Annotated in this window: 20 protein-coding genes; 11 read left to right on the plus strand and 9 right to left on the minus strand. The window is 59.8% G+C overall.

What is annotated here, in order from left to right; all coding sequences use genetic code 11:
* Positions 1-6 precede the first annotated feature (6 nt).
* Positions 7-567 carry a hypothetical protein gene (locus tag KI610_RS11155; RefSeq protein WP_226495047.1) on the minus strand — a complete coding sequence of 187 codons (561 nt, stop codon included), beginning with the start codon at positions 565-567 and terminating at the stop codon, positions 7-9.
* The gene (locus KI610_RS11160; RefSeq protein ID WP_226495048.1) at positions 564-1331 is read right to left on the minus strand and encodes an SURF1 family protein; all 768 of its coding nucleotides are present in this window, start codon (positions 1329-1331) and stop codon (positions 564-566) included. The genes KI610_RS11155 and KI610_RS11160 overlap by 4 nt, the downstream gene beginning before the upstream one ends.
* Between KI610_RS11160 and KI610_RS11165 the strand changes: the two genes are divergently transcribed.
* The gene (locus KI610_RS11165; RefSeq protein ID WP_226495049.1) at positions 1330-1530 is read left to right on the plus strand and encodes a twin transmembrane helix small protein; all 201 of its coding nucleotides are present in this window, start codon (positions 1330-1332) and stop codon (positions 1528-1530) included. The two genes, KI610_RS11160 and KI610_RS11165, sit on opposite strands and share 2 nt — an antisense overlap.
* Here KI610_RS11165 and KI610_RS11170 read toward each other — a convergent pair.
* The 5 genes from KI610_RS11170 to coxB are packed head-to-tail and all read right to left on the minus strand — an operon-like array spanning position 1518 to position 5957.
* Entirely contained in the window at positions 1518-2390 is an 873-nt protein-coding gene (locus tag KI610_RS11170) for a cytochrome c oxidase subunit 3 (RefSeq protein WP_226495050.1), read from the minus strand. The two genes, KI610_RS11165 and KI610_RS11170, sit on opposite strands and share 13 nt — an antisense overlap.
* The gene (locus tag KI610_RS11175) at positions 2387-2998 is read right to left on the minus strand and encodes a cytochrome c oxidase assembly protein (RefSeq protein WP_226495051.1); all 612 of its coding nucleotides are present in this window, start codon (positions 2996-2998) and stop codon (positions 2387-2389) included. Before KI610_RS11175 ends, KI610_RS11170 begins: the two co-directional genes overlap by 4 nt.
* Before the next feature lie 4 nt (positions 2999-3002).
* The gene (locus KI610_RS11180) at positions 3003-3140 is read right to left on the minus strand and encodes a hypothetical protein (RefSeq protein ID WP_226495052.1); all 138 of its coding nucleotides are present in this window, start codon (positions 3138-3140) and stop codon (positions 3003-3005) included.
* A complete protein-coding gene (gene ctaD / locus KI610_RS11185) occupies positions 3137-4732 on the minus strand; it encodes a cytochrome c oxidase subunit I (RefSeq protein ID WP_226495053.1) in 1596 nt (531 codons plus the stop codon). Before ctaD ends, KI610_RS11180 begins: the two co-directional genes overlap by 4 nt.
* Positions 4733-4742: 10 nt before the next feature.
* Positions 4743-5957, minus strand: a complete 1215-nt coding sequence (gene coxB / locus KI610_RS11190) for a cytochrome c oxidase subunit II (RefSeq protein WP_226495054.1) — start codon at positions 5955-5957, stop codon at positions 4743-4745.
* 79 nt (positions 5958-6036) lie between these two features.
* On the opposite strand from coxB, the gene KI610_RS11195 reads away from it, so the two are divergent.
* The 3 genes from KI610_RS11195 (at position 6037) to KI610_RS11205 (ending at position 7678) form a co-directional block, all read left to right on the plus strand.
* On the plus strand, positions 6037-6618 hold the full coding sequence (locus KI610_RS11195; protein WP_226495055.1) for an SCO family protein: 582 nt from the start codon (positions 6037-6039) through the stop codon (positions 6616-6618).
* A gap of 98 nt (positions 6619-6716) precedes the next feature.
* Positions 6717-7199, plus strand: a complete 483-nt coding sequence (gene tadA, locus KI610_RS11200; protein WP_226495056.1) for a tRNA adenosine(34) deaminase TadA — start codon at positions 6717-6719, stop codon at positions 7197-7199.
* The gene (locus KI610_RS11205) at positions 7196-7678 is read left to right on the plus strand and encodes a L,D-transpeptidase (protein WP_226495057.1); all 483 of its coding nucleotides are present in this window, start codon (positions 7196-7198) and stop codon (positions 7676-7678) included. Before tadA ends, KI610_RS11205 begins: the two co-directional genes overlap by 4 nt.
* On the opposite strand, the gene KI610_RS11210 is transcribed toward KI610_RS11205, so the two are convergent.
* Together KI610_RS11210 and ygfZ are read right to left on the minus strand one after the other, a co-directional pair.
* The gene (locus KI610_RS11210) at positions 7648-8397 is read right to left on the minus strand and encodes an NRDE family protein (protein ID WP_226495058.1); all 750 of its coding nucleotides are present in this window, start codon (positions 8395-8397) and stop codon (positions 7648-7650) included. The two genes, KI610_RS11205 and KI610_RS11210, sit on opposite strands and share 31 nt — an antisense overlap.
* A 17-nt stretch (positions 8398-8414) precedes the next feature.
* Positions 8415-9431 (minus strand): CAF17-like 4Fe-4S cluster assembly/insertion protein YgfZ, encoded by a 1017-nt coding sequence (gene ygfZ, locus KI610_RS11215; RefSeq protein WP_226495059.1) that lies wholly within the window; start codon positions 9429-9431, stop codon positions 8415-8417.
* Positions 9432-9523: 92 nt separating this feature from the next.
* On the opposite strand from ygfZ, the gene mltG reads away from it, so the two are divergent.
* The 7 genes from mltG to prsT all read left to right on the plus strand — a co-directional run bounded on the left by mltG (position 9524) and on the right by prsT (position 16979).
* Positions 9524-10519: an endolytic transglycosylase MltG gene (mltG, locus tag KI610_RS11220; RefSeq protein ID WP_226495060.1), complete on the plus strand. Its 996-nt coding sequence runs from the start codon at positions 9524-9526 to the stop codon at positions 10517-10519.
* Positions 10516-11130 carry a dTMP kinase gene (gene tmk / locus KI610_RS11225; protein ID WP_226495061.1) on the plus strand — a complete coding sequence of 205 codons (615 nt, stop codon included), beginning with the start codon at positions 10516-10518 and terminating at the stop codon, positions 11128-11130. The genes mltG and tmk overlap by 4 nt, the downstream gene beginning before the upstream one ends.
* Positions 11127-12146, plus strand: coding sequence for a DNA polymerase III subunit delta' (gene holB, locus KI610_RS11230; protein ID WP_226495062.1), 1020 nt, complete (start codon positions 11127-11129; stop codon positions 12144-12146). The genes tmk and holB overlap by 4 nt, the downstream gene beginning before the upstream one ends.
* A gap of 6 nt (positions 12147-12152) precedes the next feature.
* A complete protein-coding gene (locus KI610_RS11235; RefSeq protein WP_226495063.1) occupies positions 12153-12515 on the plus strand; it encodes a PilZ domain-containing protein in 363 nt (120 codons plus the stop codon).
* A 9-nt stretch (positions 12516-12524) separates the two neighbouring features.
* Complete coding sequence (locus KI610_RS11240; RefSeq protein ID WP_226495064.1) at positions 12525-13298, plus strand: TatD family hydrolase; 774 nt, start codon at positions 12525-12527, stop codon at positions 13296-13298.
* A complete protein-coding gene (locus KI610_RS11245) occupies positions 13295-13963 on the plus strand; it encodes an ankyrin repeat domain-containing protein (RefSeq protein WP_226495065.1) in 669 nt (222 codons plus the stop codon). The genes KI610_RS11240 and KI610_RS11245 overlap by 4 nt, the downstream gene beginning before the upstream one ends.
* A 256-nt stretch (positions 13964-14219) precedes the next feature.
* Entirely contained in the window at positions 14220-16979 is a 2760-nt protein-coding gene (gene prsT, locus KI610_RS11250) for an XrtA/PEP-CTERM system TPR-repeat protein PrsT (RefSeq protein ID WP_226495066.1), read from the plus strand.
* The last annotated feature ends 33 nt before the right edge of the window (positions 16980-17012 follow it).

The following is a 17012-nucleotide window of genomic DNA, read 5'->3' on the forward strand; positions in this document are numbered from 1 at the left end:
ATTCTCCTAGCCGGTCCAGGCGTATTTGAGCAGGCGGTCGAGGTCGGCGCGCATGCCTTGCGGGCTGGCGTCGGGGGGGTAGGTCATGATCACGAGCCCCTGCGGATCGACCAGTAGCAGGGGATCGGTGATTCCGGCCAGGGCACTGGGCGGGGCGATCAGCACAATCAGGTCGGGTTGGCTGGCGTGTAGGGCGATCAGGGCGGGATCGTTTGGCTGGTCGGTCAGCACGGCGCGGCTCAGGCGGCCCATGTTTTTGTAGAGGGCGACGTGGATGCGGCGCATTTCATCGAGACGGCTCATGCAGTCGGCGGCGCAGGGGCCGCGGACGTGGAGCACGAGTTTCCATTTTTCGGCATTTTTTCCGGTTGACCGTGGAATCTGCTCAGGCAGTTGCAGTGGCGGGTTGAGCAGGTGGCCGTGATGTCCGATCCGGGATGGATGCCAGCCACCGAAGTAAAGGCCGGCGCCGATGATGAAGGGCAAGGCGAGCAGGCCGACGATCAGCGCCAGCATGAGCCGGCCCTGGCTCTGGTTGGGGAGCGGATCGATGGCGACGCTGTTCATGGCCGGCGGATCAGGAAATAGGCCCAGATGCCGAGGCTGGACACGGCGAATCCGAACCATTGCAGGGCGTAGCTGCGGTGGCGGTCGGCTCGTTCGTCCGGGCGCGGCCATTCACGGACATAGCCGCCCGGTGCCGTCGGGTCGAGCTGGATGATCAGGCCTTGCAGGGGATAGGGCACAGCCGAGCGGAAGCGTTCGATGTCGAGGTTCTGCCACACCGGCGCCCAGCCGCTGGTCGGTTGCGGCGCCAGGTTGAAGAAGCGCTGGGTAGGCAGTACGGCGATGCCAGTCAGTTCGACTTCACCAGTCGGCACCTCGGCGATCGGCTGCTGCTGATGATCGGCCGGGGCGGCCAGCCAGCCGCGATTGACCAGCACATGCATGTTCGATCCGGCCAGCTGCAGGGGCGTGATGACGTGATAGCCAGCCTGTTCCTGATGCAGGCGGTTGTCGATCAGTACCTGGTGGGCGGCGTCGTAGGTGCCGCGCAGGATGACCCGGTGATGGCGCAGGGAATCAACATCGGCCAGCGTGGTTGGCATGGCGATGGCAGCATCGTGGCTGCGGGTGTCGAGTTCGACCTGCAACGCAGTTTTGCTCTCGGCCTTGCGCCATTGCCAGAGGCCGAGCGAAATGAAAGCCGGGAGCAGCACCGCCAGCACCAGGGCGCCAAGGATCGCCGCCTGCTTGCGGCTGGCCCTTGCCGCTCGGCCCGGCCGGCGCGCATACTGGGCCACGGAAATCCCTGCGGAGGCGTCGTCCATGCTCAAGCTGCTGGTTGTTTTGCTGTTGTTGGCCATCGTCGGCAGCCTGTTCTCCGGGCTCTTCTATCTCTACCGCGACCGGGGAGCCGGCGAGCGGACGGTGCGGGCGCTGACCCTGCGCATCGGGCTGTCGATTGCGCTCTTCCTGGTGCTGCTGGCCGGGTTCAGGTTCGGTCTCATTCCCGGCTACACCCAGTAAACGAAGACGAACAGAATCAGCCAGACCACATCGACGAAGTGCCAGTACCAGGCCACCGCCTCGAATGCGAAGTGGCGGTCGGCGCTGAAATGGCCGCTCAAGCTGCGCAGCAGGATCACTGCCAGCATGATGGTGCCGAGCGTGACGTGGAAACCGTGGAAACCTGTCAGCATGAAGAAGGTTGCCCCGTAGGCGCCGGCGCCCATGGTCAGGCCGAGTTCAGTGTAGGCGTGGTGGTATTCGTAAGCCTGAAAGCCGAGGAAAGTGCTGCCCAGCAGCACCGTTGCCGCCAGACCGAGCGCCAGTTGGCTGCGGTTGTTGCGCAACAGCCCCCAGTGCGCCCAGGTGACGGTGGCGCCGGAACTGAGCAGCAGGGCGGTATTGAGCGCCGGAATGCCCCAGGCGCCCATCGGCGTGAAGGTGGCGCCTTTCGGCCCGCTGGTCGGCCAGGTGCCGGCGAACTCCGGCCACAGGCTGAAACCGTGGGCGCCTTCCATGCCACCCAGGGTAGGCACCGAAATCACTCGCACGTAGAACAGCGCGCCGAAGAAGGCGGCAAAGAACATCACCTCGGTGGCGATGAACCAGATCATGCCGTAGCGGAATGAACGGTCCTCCCAGTCGCGGTAGGCGCCGCTCTGCGATTCGCCGATGACCTTGCCGAACCAGCCGAACAGGACATAAAGGATGACGGCCGTGCCGCCGAACATGAACCATTTGCCGGGGCCGAAGTTGTTGATCACCTGGATGAAGCCGAAAGCGAGCAGGAACATGCCGGCGGACAGGATGACCGGGTACAGGCTGGGCTGCGGAACGAAATAGTGATCCGCGTGTGCGGTGTGAGCTGGACTGGTTTTCATCGGGCCTCCCTGCTGCTGGTCAGTGTCTGGCGTTGTCCGTCGATGCTGAAAAAGGCGTAGGACAGGGTGATGTGGCGAATGCTGCGGTCGACCTCGGGTTTGACGATAAAAGCCAGCGGCATCTCGCGCGCTTCGCCTGGCCCCAGCGTTTGCTGCGAGAAGCAGAAGCACTCGATCTTTTCGAAGTGCTGTGCGGCCTGGCCGGGCGTTACGCTCGGCACGGCCTGACCGGTGATCGGCCGGTCCGAGGTATTGCGCACCAGGTAGCTGACCTGCTGCAGCTCGCCCGGGTGGATGTCGAGGCTGATGGTCAGTGGCCGCATGTCCCAGGGCAGGCCGGGCATCACGGTGCCGGTGAATTCGACGCGGACGGTGCGCCCGGTATCGACCTTCGAGGCCGGGGCTGCTGCGGTTTGCAGGCCGCCGACGCCGAAGCCGTCGCGAATCACGCCTGGGCCGGCCGTCTTGCCATTGAAGCCGGTGGCCGCGCAGAGCACGTCATAGAGCGGCACCAGTGCGAAGGCAAAAACGAAGGCCCCGGCCACCATCAGCAACAGCTTGCCGATCAGACGATTGTGGCTGGCTGGGGTGGGCTGGGCCTGTTCCATGATGCTAACGCTTGATGAACAAGCCGATGAGGTAAATGACCAGAACGACGGTGCCGAGTAACCAGCCAAGGCGGCGCGACGCGGCGCGGCGGCGGGCGAGGTCGGCATCGGTGAAGGCCGGCGTCATGTGCTCCCCACTCATTTGATCACCGGCTGAATTTCCCAGGTATGGTGGGGCGGTGGGGATGGCAGCTCCCATTCCAGCCCTTCCGCACCCTCCCAGACCCGGCTCTCGACCTTCGGGCCGCCCCGTACACAAGACCAGATGTTCCAAGCAAAGAGCAACTGGCTGAAACCCAGGACAAAGGCGCCCAAGGTCGAGATCGCATTGAATTCGGCGAACTGCAACGCATAGTCGGGAATGCGTCGCGGCATGCCGGCCAGACCGAGGAAGAACTGTGGCAGGAAAGTCAGGTTGAACGAGACCACGGTCAGCCAGAAATGCAGCTTGCCGAGCTTTTCGCTATACATGTGGCCGGTCCATTTCGGCAGCCAGTAATAGACCCCGGTCATTACGCCCATGATGCCGCCGGCGAACAGCGCGTAATGGAAGTGGGCGACGACAAAATAGCTGTGGTGGTACTGGGCGTCGGCCGCGACGTCGGCGAGGATCAGGCCGGTGAGGCCGGCGATGCCGAACAGGACGATGAAGCCAACGGCGAACAGCATCGGCGTCTCGAAAGTCATCGCGCCCTTCCACATGGTGGCGATCCAGCAAAAAAAGAGCACGGCCAGCGGCAGCGAAATAGCCATGGTGCTGAACATGAAGTAAATCAGCGCCGGCACCGGCATGCCGGCCGTGAAGAAATGGTGCGCCCAGACGACGACCGAGAGCAGGCCGATGGCGATGAAGCTGTACACCTGCGCCTTGTAGCCGTAGGTTGGCTTGCGCGAGAAGGTGGACAGCACATGCGGCATCAGGCCCCAGACTGGCAGCAGGAGGATGTACACCTCGGGGTGGCCGAAGAACCAGAACAGATGCTGGAAGAGGATTGGGTCGCCACCACCGGCTGCGTCGAAAAAATGCGTGCCGAAATGGCGGTCGGTGAGCAGCATGGTCACCGCGCCGGCCAGCACCGGCAGGGTGGCGATGAGCAGGAAGGCAGTGATCAGCCAGCCCCAGGCAAAGAGCGGCAGCTTCATCATCGTCATTCCGGGGGCGCGCATGTTGAAGATGGTGACGATGATGTTGATCGAGCCCATGATCGACGAGATGCCCAGGATATGCACGGCGAGGATGGCGAAATCGACCCCCATGCCGCCCTGCACCGAGAGCGGCGCGTAGAAGGTCCAGCCGGTGGCGATCGCCCCATCGCCGATGCCGAATAGGGCCAGCGTGAAAGGCAGAGTGAGCAAGATGGCGGCGGGCGGCAGCAGCCAGAAACCCCAGTTGTTGAGGCGGGGCAGCGCCATGTCGGGGGCGCCGATCATCAGCGGCAGCATCCAGTTGGCAAAGCCGGTGGCGGCCGGCATCAGCGCCGCAAAGATCATCACCAGCGCATGCACGCCGATCAGCTGGTTGAAGAACTCCGGCTGCATGAGCTGCAGGCCGGGCTGGAACAGCTCGGCCCGCACCGCCAGGATCATCAGGCCGCCGACAAAGAACATGATCAGCGAGAAGGTCAGGTACATCGTGCCGATGTCCTTGTGATTCGTCGTCGTCAGCCAGCGCATCAGGCCGCCGGGGTGATATTCGCCATGATGTTCTGCAGCGTGGGTAGTGGCTGTATTCATGGCTCGTCTCCTAGCGCAGTGACTTGATCTGGGCTGGCTGGATCATGTCGCCCGCCTGGTTGCCGAAACTGTTGCGTTCGTAGGTGATGACAGCCGCCAGCTCGACATCTGACAGGCTGGCGCTGAAGGCCTGCATCGCCGTGCCGGCCTTGCCGTGCATGACCCGGTCGACATGGCTGTCCTTGACGATCTTGCCGTTCATGTCGAGCAGCAGATCATTGACGATCTTGCTGCCGGCCAGTGCCGGGAAGGCCGGGGGCAAACCCTTGCCGTCGGGCTGGTGACAGGCGGCGCAAACCTTTTCATAGACCGCCTTGCCCTCGGCGACCAGTTCGTCCTTGCTCCAGGTCCGGTCGGCACCGCCCGCGGCGGCCTTGGCTTCGGCTTTTTGTGCTTCCACCCAGGCGAGATACTCTGGCTCCGGTACGGCATGGACGACCACCGGCATGAAACCGTGGTCCTTGCCGCACAACTCGGCGCACTGGCCGCGGTAGATGCCGGGCTTTTCGATCAGTACCCAGGTTTCGCGCAGGAAGCCGGGTATAGCGTCGCGCTTGACGCCGAATTGCGGCACCCACCAGGTATGGATAACGTCGGTCGAGGTGAGCAGGATGCGCACTTTCTTGCCGACCGGCAGCACCACTGGCTTGTCGACTTCCAGCAGGTAATGTTCGCCCTTGGCTTCGGCATTGGCGATCTGGTCGCGCGGCGTGGCCAGCGTGCTGATGAACTTGACCCCGGATTCAGGGTACTCGTACTGCCACTTCCACTGCATGCCGGTGACCTTGAGCACCATGTCGGCCTTGGTCTGGGTGTCTTCCATGTTGATGATGGCCTGCACGGCCGGGATACCCATCAGTACGAAGTCGATGAAAAGCAGGATGGCGAACGGAATCAACGCCCAGAACCATTGCAGCGCGCCAGTCGGCCCGGTGAACTTGGCCGGGGCGTGGCCGGAACTTTTCCGGTGCTTGATCATCGAGTAGATCATGATGGCGAACACCACCACGAACAGGATGGTGATGATCAGCATGAACTCGTTGTGGATGTGCAGCGTTTCCCGGGCAATGGGCGTGACTGGCTCGGGGAAATTAAACTTGTACTCAGCGCTGGCTAAAGCCGGCAAGAGCAGGGCGGAAGGAGGGAAAAGGCTGCGTAGCAGCCGGGCAACAAGATTTGCGTCTGCGCTTTGCGCAGCCTGAGTCTCAAGCGTACAACTCGCCATTCCGTTCCCTCCCCTTGTGAGAACCGACCTCTGGGTTGAGAATCAATGTTCCTGAAATAGTTCAGAAATAATTTTCACGATGAATCGCCGCTTCTTTCTTGCGCTGTCTGCTACTGCCTTGCTGTCATGCAAGCGGCAGCCGGTGACGTTTCGCAATACCGATCTGACCGGTGCCACTTTCGGGCGCCAATTGACGCTGGTCGACCACCACGGTCAGCAGCGATCCCTGACGGATTTTCAGGGCAAGGCGGCGGTGGTCTTCTTCGGCTATACCTCCTGCCCGGATATTTGTCCGACCATGCTGGCCAAGCTGGCTGATGTTATGAAGGCACTGGGCAGCGATGCCGAGCGGGTCCAGGTGCTGTTCGTAACGGTCGATCCGGAGCGCGACGGCGCGGAAAGGCTGAAAGCGTTCGTGCCGTGGTTCCACCCGACATTTCTTGGCCTGCGCGGCGATGCGGCGCAAACCAGGGCCGCGACCGAAGAGTTCCGCGTCTTCGCCGCGCGTAAACCTGTGGAGGGCGAACTGGGCTATGTCATCGACCATTCGACGGGGGCCTATGCGTTCGATCCGGCCGGCCGTCTGCGGCTTTATGTCAAGGACACGAGCAGCGTTGATGACATCGCTGCCGACATCCGCCTGTTGCTGCAGGGGAACTAGAGCGAGCCAGCCCGGCGGCGCTATACTTGCCGCCCTTCCGACAACCCATTTTCTGGCGATGTTTTTATGATGGATCCGGTTTTTCCAGGCGAGTCGGCATGAGCGACGAAGCCGCACTCGGTCTCAGCGACGAGTTTTTCATGCGCGAAGCGATGTCGCTGGCCCGCGCTGCCGAGTGTCTCGGCGAGGTGCCGGTTGGCGCCGTCGTGGTCCTCAATGGCGCCATTGTTGGTCGCGGCTTCAATTCGCCGATTGGCGAGAGCGATCCGACGGCCCATGCCGAAATCGCTGCCTTGCGCGATGCGGCGCGGGTGCTCGGCAACTATCGTCTGCCGGGCTGCGAACTGTTTGTCACGCTGGAACCGTGCGCCATGTGTGCCGGTGCCATCATGCATGCGCGGATCAGCCGCGTCATCTATGGTGCGCGTGACGCCAAGACCGGCGTGCATGGCAGCGTGGTCGATCTGTTCGGCGTCGAGCGTTTGAATCATCACGCGACCGTCGAAGGCGGCGTTCTGGCCGATGAGTGCAGCGCAATGCTGTCTGCCTTTTTCGCTGGCCGGCGCAAGAAATCATCATGAAACTGCACATTTCGGTAGCGCGTCAGGCGATGACCGTTTTCGACGATCACGGTGAGATCCTGCGCGAGTACCCGGTTTCGACGGCCAAAGCCGGGGTTGGCGAAGTTTCTGGCAGCTATCAGACGCCGCGTGGGCGGCACATCATTCGCGCCAAAATCGGCGCCGGTCAGCCGGAAAATACGGTTTTCGTTCGTCGTCGCCCGACCGGCGAACTCTGGTCATCCGCGCTGGGCGAGGAATTTCCCGGCCGCGACTGGATTCTGACGCGCATTCTCTGGCTGTCGGGACGCGAAGCCGGCTGCAATCGGCTCGGTTGCGTCGATACCATGCGCCGCTATATCTACATCCACGGCAGCCCGGATGCGGCGGAAATGGGTTTGCCCGGTTCGCACGGCTGTGTGCGCATGCGCAACGCCGACATCGTCGAATTGTTCGACCTCGTGCCCTGCTATTCGGAAGTTGAGATCACCGAAGACTGAAGTAGCTGGCCGTTCGGGCCGAAGCTGTTTTCGTGAACCGTGATGTTACCGCCAGCGTCTTGCCAGATCAGCGTTGAGGCTCGCGTGCCATAGCTTTCCGATTTCACGAAAATGGCCGATAACAGGCGTTCCCATTCGATGGGAACACCGGTGCTTGGCAGGTTTTCATCGGCGACGATAGCCTGGTCGGTCAGCAGATCGAAAAATGCCGACTCATCAGGCAGGCGGGGCAGTGCTTCGGAAAAGCGCTGGCGGGCGGCCAGCAGCTTTGGCCACGGGCTGTCGAGCAGGTGATTCGATAAGCCGTAAACGCCTGGTGCCAGTGGGCGTGGATTGCCATCCCGATTCGAGCAATAGACCAGCTCATCGCCGTCACCCAGCAAAAGGTTGTAGCCGGAGTATTGGTCGCCATCGATTCCCGCCGCGTAGTCGCCCGCCGATGAGCGGGCAGTCAGGAAGCCCCGTGTCAGGGCGCCGCGGGATTGCGCGCCTTTGGCCATGCCGGGTTCGCGCACGTTAGTGACTGCGGCAAAGCGTCCGGATTCGCTGATGCCCAGCCAGGTGCCGCCGGCTTCGAGATCGAGTCCGCCGATGACTTCCTGCGCATCGAACCAGCGCGCTAAAGACGCCGTCGGGCGGGCGTAGAACTCATCACGATTGGCCGCGACGACCAGCGGGTAATCCGGATGAACCCGCCAGCCGACGACGATCAGGCACATTTCATTTTTGGCCGTTTTTACGGGTTGACCGCAGCAGCCTGTACAGAAGGGCCTTCCAGCGAACCAAGACGCACATTACCGGCAAAATTGCTCTGGATGACGGCCAGGGCTTCGTAGCCGCCAGCCGGTGACGGGGCAACGGTCATCACAGTACCGCAGGACTGATCCGGGTTGTCGGGCGAATGCAGGATATCGCCGGCCTTGAGCGCCTGCGCACTGGTCACGCGATGCAGGTGGCGTTTTACCTTGCCGAGGTACTGGGTGCGGGCCACGATTTCCTGACCCGGATAACAGCCCTTGTGGAAACTGACGCCGCCAATCTTTTCGAAATCGGCCATTTGCGGCACGAATTCTTCCTTGGTGGCCAGGGTGACGAGCGGGAAGGCCGCCTGGATATCGAGCCAGCGCCAGGCAGGGAGGCCAGCCGGACGGGCTTTGACGGTGAGTTTTTGCCACAGCACAGCCATCGCCGATTCCGGCGCCACGATCATGAAACGCGTGGTATCGAGGCGAATGACGGTTGCGCCGTCGGCGGTGGCTGTAGCCATTGCTTCAGCCGGGCAGGGCAGCCCGGCATCGACCAGCGCTTCTTCGGCCTGTGGCCCGGAGAGGCCGAGCATGACGGTACTGTCGGTCTGCGCGGCCAGTTTTACTTTTGCCCGCAAGACGAACATTTGCAGGCGCTTTTGCGTTGCTTCCTGGAGGTCGGCGGCCAGCGCGAGGAGATAGCGCTCGCCCTGGCGCCAGACGACGAAACTCGCCTGCATCCGCCCCTTGGCCGTGCACCAACCGGCATGCTGGGCCTGGCCATCGGCCAGATGGTTGATGTCGCTGGTGAACTGGCTGTGCAGGAAGGCTTTGGCCTCTTCACCCGTGGCTTCGATGAGGCCGAGGTGAGTCAGCGGAACGACGACCGTCTGCTGCGTTGCGGCAAGCAATTCGCCGGCTGCATCGCCGAAGTTGAGAAGCTCGGTCGAATCGTTGTCGAAGACACCTTCGGTCGATTCCAGAAAGCTGCGCCAGTGGGGATTCATGAGGGCTCCTGAGGGGGTTTCGGATATTATATCGCTCGTTATAACGTGCTCGTTCCACACGGGCAAGACCTGCTTGCTCCCTTCGAGTTCCCGTGCGCTTCTTCCCCAGGATTTTCCTCCCGATATTTCTGCTTTTGGCGACCGCAGCCGGTGGCCTGTGGTGGTGGGCCAATCAGCCCCTGCAATTGAGTAGTTCGCCGCTCGATTTTCGGGTGACGGCCGGCAGCAGCTTGCGCTCGGCGATCACCCAGATGCGCGAGGCCGGTATCAATGTCGAGCCAACGCTGCTCGCCACCTTAGCCCGCCTTAACCGGGCCGATACGGCCATCAAGGCAGGGAGCTATGCGGTCAAAACAGGGGTTACCCCCATGCAACTGCTCAACAAGCTGCTCAAAGGCAAGGTGACGCAGGGCGAACTGACCCTGGTTGAAGGCTGGACTTTCCGCCAGTGGCGCGGGCGAATGGATAAACATCCCGATCTGAGTCACGAAACTAGCGGCTTGAGCGAAGCACAAATCATTGCCCAGCTGGGGCTCAATGTCAGGAGCCTCGAAGGTCTGCTATTTCCGGATACCTACCTTTTCGACAAGCAGTCGAGCGATTTGGAACTACTGGCGCGCGCCAATCGGGCCATGCAGCGCAAACTCGATGCCGAGTGGGCTCAGCGGGCGGCCGGGTTGCCCTTCAATACGCCTGGAGAGGCGCTGGTCATGGCCTCGATTGTCGAAAAGGAAACCGGGCGCGAAGCGGATCGGAATCTCGTCGCCGCAGTGTTCGTCAATCGCCTGCGCAAGGGCATGCTTCTGCAAACCGATCCGACGGTGATCTATGGTCTGGGCGAGAACTTCGACGGAAATCTGCGCAAGCGCGACCTGCAAACCGACACCCCGTACAATACCTACACCCGGTCCGGCTTGCCGCCGACGCCGATCTCCATGCCCGGGCAGGCTTCGCTGCGTGCGGCACTCAACCCGGCTCAAAGCGATGCGCTCTATTTTGTCGCACGCGGCGATGGCAGCAGCCAGTTTTCGCAGACGCTGGAAGAACACAACAACGCAGTTAACCGATATCAAAGGGGTGGGAAGTGAAAGGTAAATTCATCACTTTCGAAGGCATAGATGGTGCAGGCAAGAGCAGTCACGTTGAGTGGCTGGCCGAATTGCTGCGCGCACGCGGCATAGTCGTGCAAGTGACGCGCGAACCGGGCGGGACCGAACTGGGTGAAAAGTTGCGGGAATTATTGCTCAACGAGCCCATGCACCTGGAAACCGAAACGCTGCTCATGTTCGCCGCCCGGCGCGAGCACCTGGCCAAATTGATCGAGCCAGCATTGGCTCGCGGCGAATGGGTGATCTGCGACCGCTTCAGCGATGCGACCTACGCCTATCAGGGCGGTGGTCGCGGACTGGATCGTTCCAAGTTCCTGATTCTGGAGCATTGGGTGCATGAACACCTGCAACCGGATCTGACACTTTTGTTCGATCTGCCGCTTGATATTGCCCGCGAGCGCATCGTGCTGGCCAATCGGGTGCTCGACAAGTTCGAACAGGAGCGGGTCGATTTTCATGAGCGAGTCCGTCAGGCTTATCTGGAAAGAGCGCATGGCAGTCCGAGCAGAATGCGTGTCGTTAACGCCGACAACACCATTGCCGATATTCGCAAACAACTTGAACAAATAATTGCATCGATTTGTTTATGAACGTTATTGATCTTCATTCGAAGGTCTGGGCTGGATTGCAGGCAAGGCGGAAGCAATTGCCGCATTCGCTGTTGCTGGTGGGCCAAAAAGGCTTGGGAAAATATGAGCTGGCAAGGCGTTTCGCCGCCAGCCTGCTCTGTGAGTCACCGTCAATCGACGGCCTGGCTTGCGGCAAGTGCCTGGCCTGCAACTGGTTCGAGCAAGGCAATCATCCCGATTTTCGCTTGCTGCAGCCCGATGCGCTCGGCGAAGAGGCAGAGGTCGAGGACGGCAAGAAAAAGCCCAGCCAGCAGATCACCATCGATCAGGTGCGCGGGCTCGACGAATTTTTTAACGTCGGTACTCACCGCGGCGGATTGCGGATCATTCTGGTCAATCCAACCGAGGCAATGAATCGCAGCACGGCAAATTCTCTTCTTAAAACACTTGAAGAACCAGCTCCAGACACATTGTTTTTAATGGTTTCCAGTGAGCCGATGCGCTTGCTACCAACCATACGCAGCCGCTGTCAGGTAGTGCCGGTTCCGGTGCCCTCGATGAAGCTTGCGGAAAAGGTTCTGGCTGACGAAGGTATTGCCCAGGCCGAACGCTGGCTGGCGCTGGCGGGTGGTTCGCCCGGGCTGGCGATGGAATTGGCAACATCCGGGCAGGGCGCTTGGCTTGAGTTGCTGACCGCGCAACTCGGCGCCGGTCGCAAGGGTGATCCTCTGGCAACAGCTGCCGAACTCGAAAAAGCCGTCAAGGACAGCAAGGGCAAGGTGGCTTTGAAACACATCACCGAAGCCTTGCAGAAATGGATGGTTGACCTGACTCTGGCCAAGAATGGCCTGTCTGTTCGATATTTTCTGCCGCAACAGGCCATTATTTCAGGCTTGGCTGATATGATTCCGCCTGCACGCCTGATTCAGTTCTATCGGGCCCTGATTACACGTCGCCAGGAGGCCGAGCAGCCGCTCAATGCGCGCCTCTTCCTGGAAAGCCTTTTTCTGGATTATCGAGCCCTGTTTGCCAATTGATCAACGATGAGTGAAGCAAAACCAGCTCCGCAGCGCCCTAGCGTCCTCTCGCTCAACATCAATTCGAAATCTGCGCTTTACGCCGCATTCATGCCCCATCTGCGCAGCGGCGGCATCTTCATTCCGACGACCCGCGGCTACACCATTGGCGATGAAGTTTTCATGCTGCTGTCGCTGATGGACGATCCGGCCAAACTGCCAATCGCCGGCACCGTCGTCTGGATTACCCCGGCGGGTGCCCAGAATGGCCGGGCGCAGGGGATTGGCGTGCATTTTAATAATGACGAAAGCGGCCAGGAAGCCCGGCGCAAGATCGAAGGCCTGCTCGGCGGTGTCATGCAGTCGGCCCGTCCCACGCATACGCTCTGATTGGCCGGCATGCTGGTCGACTCCCACTGTCACCTCGATTTTCCCGATCTGGCCAATCGCATGCTGGATGTCCTGCTGCGCATGCAGGAGAATCAGGTTGGCCTGGCTGTCTGCATCGGTGTCAATCTTGAAGATTTTCCGCAGGTGCTTGCGCTGGCCGAGCAGCATGAGCAGCTTTATGCCACGGTCGGCGTGCACCCCGAATATACCGATGTCGAAGAGCCCGATGAAGAGCGGCTTCTAACACTTGCCGTGCACCCGAAAGTGATCGCCATCGGCGAAACCGGGCTCGACTACTACTGGCAGAAGGATCAGCCTGAGTGGCAGCGGAACCGTTTTCGGACTCACATTCGGGCAGCCAAGCGTTGCGGCAAACCGCTGGTGGTGCACACCCGCGATTCCGCTGCTGATACCTTGCGCGTGCTGAAGGAAGAGGGTGCCGATGCGGTCGGCGGTGTCATGCATTGTTTTACCGAGAACTGGGATATCGCCCGATTGGCGCTTGATCTTGGCTTCTATCTCTCATTTTCAGGAATCGTCACCTTCAAGAACGCCGCCATCGTCAAGGAGGTGGCGCAGAAATGTCCGTTGGACCGCCTTCTCGTCGAAACCGACTCGCCCTATCTGGCGCCAGTGCCTTATCGTGGCAAACCAAACGAGCCGGCCTACGTGCGCTATGTCGCCGAGGAAATCGCCAAACTGCGTTCGATTAGCCTTGATGAAGTCCACCAAGCGACAACCGATAATTTCTTTTCGTTGTTCAAAGGCGCAAAACAGATATGAAAATTAGCCAAAATTTCCGGTTGACCGTAGCAATTGCCTTGGCTGTCCCGGCCATCGTCGGCGCGGCCACCTACGACGACCTGATCACCTCTGCCAAGATGGGTGACGTCAAGGAAATCACGCAGCTAGCTGCCAAGGGTGCGTCCCTCGATACGACCGATATTGATGGCAACACGCTGCTGATGTTGGCAGCCCGCGACGGGCATGCCGAAATGGTGGACTATCTGATCAGGAACCGCGCCAAGCTCAACGCCCGAAATTCGGCCGGTGACACGGCGCTCCGTCTGGCTGCCTTTCGCGGCCATAAGGCAGTGGTCGAGTTGCTGTTGGCCGGCGGCGCGGCAGTCAACATGCAGGGCTGGACACCTCTGGCCTATGCGGCATTCAGCGGCCATCTGGAAATTGCAAAGCTACTCGTCAAGTCAGGCGCAGACGTCAATCTAGCCTCGGAGAATGGCACTACCCCGTTGATTGCCGCATCACGTAGCGGGCACCTCGAAGTCGTTCAATTCCTGATCGCCAGCAAGGCCGACCTGGGCCGTACCGTCGATAGCGGCGAAACCGCTCTCGATATCGCATCTCGCTTCAACAATACGGATATTGCTGAGCTGATTCGCAAGGCCGGCGGAAAGTCCGGGAAAACAGTCACTATTGAGGTTCGGTAAGACCGGTTGGTGCTCCATGCATCATGAGTCGCCCAGAAATTAACCGGAATTCGTGAAAAAAGCACAGTCGCTGCTTATTGGAGCTCGCTAGTATAGGAGTTGACGTATTGCACATGTCATTTCCTCATTAAGCCAATCCATTCACTCAGGCGCTCGGACCACAATGAGTTTCCAAACACATTCTAGTCAGCAATTTGACCAGCCTTCGACACGGTGGCGTATTGATTTCGTAACGCGAGTCTCCTTGGCATTTGTCATGGGAATCGGACTGTCGGCGAGCGCCTTGGCAACACCGGAAAAGGCATCAAGCTATTACGAAGATGCCCTGAAAAGATACGAAAAAAATGAAATGCCGGCGGCGGTTATTCAGTTGAAGAATGCCCTGCAGCAGGACTCTAAAATGCTTGCTGCCCATCTCCTGCTCGGCAAGGCATTGCTCCGGAATGGTGATCTCAAAGGAGCCGAAGCGGCGTTTGAGGAGGCGCTTAAACAAGGCGTCAACAGGGGCGAGGTCGCCCTTCCGCTGGGGCGAGTCTATCTCGCCCTTGGGCGCCCGGAAATGGTCATCGAACGGATATCTGCCGCCGGGTTGTCGCCGGCACTTCAGGTTGAAGTGCTTACCATGCGCGGCAACGCCTATATCGAATCAGGAAAAAATACACTCGCTGTCGAGAGCTTTGAGAATGCACGAGCCATCGACCCGAAATCGGCTTCACCTCTAGTTGCCGAAGTGCCGATGTTGCTGGCCGCCGGGCGACTCGAGCAGGCAAAGGATAAGGCCAACAAGGCTGTCGAACTGGCGCCGAACGATGCCTCTGCGTGGAACGTCAAAGCCGCTGTGCAGCATGCCTCGTTTGATGCCAGCGGTGCATTGGTAGCCTATGGCAAGGCGCTTACTCTTGCTCCCAATCATGTTGATGCACGTATCGCGCGCGCCGCACTGTTGATCGACCTCAAACGCGATGGAGAGGCACGCAGCGATCTTGATTACCTGAAAATAAACGCCTCCGACGAACCACGGGCAGCCTATCTGCGCGCGGTTATGGCCGGCCAGCAGAATGATGCCAAGGCGACGAACGAAGCCTTGACGGAAGTCACCCGGACCATCGACACCCTTCCACCCGCTTGGCTGATGCGTCGGGAGCAGCTATTGATGGCCGCAGCGCTGGCGCATTACGGACTAGGAAATCACGAGAAATCCCGCGAATATCTGGATGCACTGATCGCTCGCAGCCCGAACAATTTCGGCGCAAAAAAACTGTTGGCATCGATTTACGTTGATACCAAGGAATTTGGACGAGCCCAACCTCTGCTCGAATCGCTGCAAAGAGTTAAGCCCGATGATCCGCAGGTCATGTTCCTGCTCGGTTCGGTCAACCTTGCTCAACGGCGCTATGCACAGGCCTCCAATCTGTTCGAACAGGCGGCAGCGCGGACCGGGGCGCCCGAAATGACCCGCTCGCTCGGCTTCAGCCAGCTTGGTCTGGGGCAGGCCGACAAAGGCGTGGCAAGCCTCGAAAAGGCATATGCGGCGAATCCTGACGATGCCCGGGCCGGCATGGCGCTGGCGACGATCTATATTCAACAGTCCAAAAAAGACAAGGCACTAAAGATTGCCGAAGCACTGATCAAGCGCAATCCAGAGAATCTGACTGCCCTGAATTTCCTTGGTACCCTCAAGGGGGCAAGTGGTGACAAGGCCGGTGCGCGAGCGGCTTACACGCAGGTGCTGACCAAGAACCCAAGTTTTGCGCCTTCCGCATTGAACATGGTTAGGCTCGATGTGGGTGAAAAGCGTTTCGATGAGGCCCGTCGCCGTCTTGATATGCTTTTGAAGCAGGACAGTAACGATTACAGGGTCTTGTATGAGTACGGCATTCTCGAACAACGTGCAGAGCGGCCGGTGGAAGCCATTCGCCATCTGACCAAGGCCGGTGATGTCCAGCGCAACGACCCCAGCCCGACACTAGTGCTGATTGATATCTATCTGAAGCAGCGCCAAGGCGATCAGGCGCTGACTGCCGCCAAGCTATTGGCCAGCAAGTTTGCAGCCAACCTCAAGGTTCAACTAGCACTGGCGCAAACCTATCTGGCAATTGGCGATGCTGCTAATGCGCGCGCAGTATTGACTGGCGCGACCCGTCTAGCCGAATTCGAGCCGCGTTCGCAGGTCACCATCGCCCGCCTGCAAATAGCCGCCGCCAATCTGGATGGTGCGGCCTACAGTCTATCCAAGGCACTACAGGGTAATCCCGATGACGTTGCGGCATTGTCTTTGGCTGTGCAGGTCGAGGCACGACGTGGTAATGCCGCCAAGGCCGATGAGGCACTCAAAATGCTGAATGCAAAGCATCCCACCAGCCTGGATGCAGCAAGGGCAAGCGCCGATCTAGCCATGTCGCGCGGCAAATACCCGGCGGCTATAGCTGGTTATCGCAAGCTCCTCTCGCGCCAGGAAAGCACCGCCAATGCTTTGGCGCTTGTTGAGGCCCAGCTCGCGGCGGGTGAGCTAGCTAAGGCTGTTACCTTTCTGGAAGGCTGGACTAAAAACCACACTAAGGACAAGCGAGCACTCAAAGCTCTGGCCGAAACGCAGTTCCAGTCTAGCCAGCTAGTTGCAGCGAAAAAGACTTATCAGCAGGTTATCGCTGCCACGCCAAACGACGCTGTGTCACTCAATAATTACGCTAACCTGCTTCTACTGATCAATGACCCAGCTGCGGAGGAAATGGCAGAGCGCGCACTGAAACTTTCGCCGACACATCCAGCCTATGCCGATACTTTAGGCTGGGTGCTTGTTAGCAAAGGCCAGGCTGAGGCTGGTTTGCGGTACTTGCGCGATGCTCGCCTACGTAGCCCGGATAACGGAGAGATTCGCTTTCACTTGGCGTATGCACTGGCCAAACTTGGGAGAAAAAGCGAAGCTCGTGAGGAGTTGAAAGCTGTTCTTGAGAATCCACGTGTCGCTTTGGATGGTGCGGCACTTGGTTTGCTGAAAAAAGATTTGGGGCTTTAATTTTTTTGAAATTGAGTGTCGGAATTTTTTACA

The sequence above is a fragment of the Ferribacterium limneticum genome, from assembly GCF_020510565.1.
Classification (GTDB): Bacteria; Pseudomonadota; Gammaproteobacteria; order Burkholderiales; family Rhodocyclaceae; genus Azonexus; species Azonexus limneticus_B.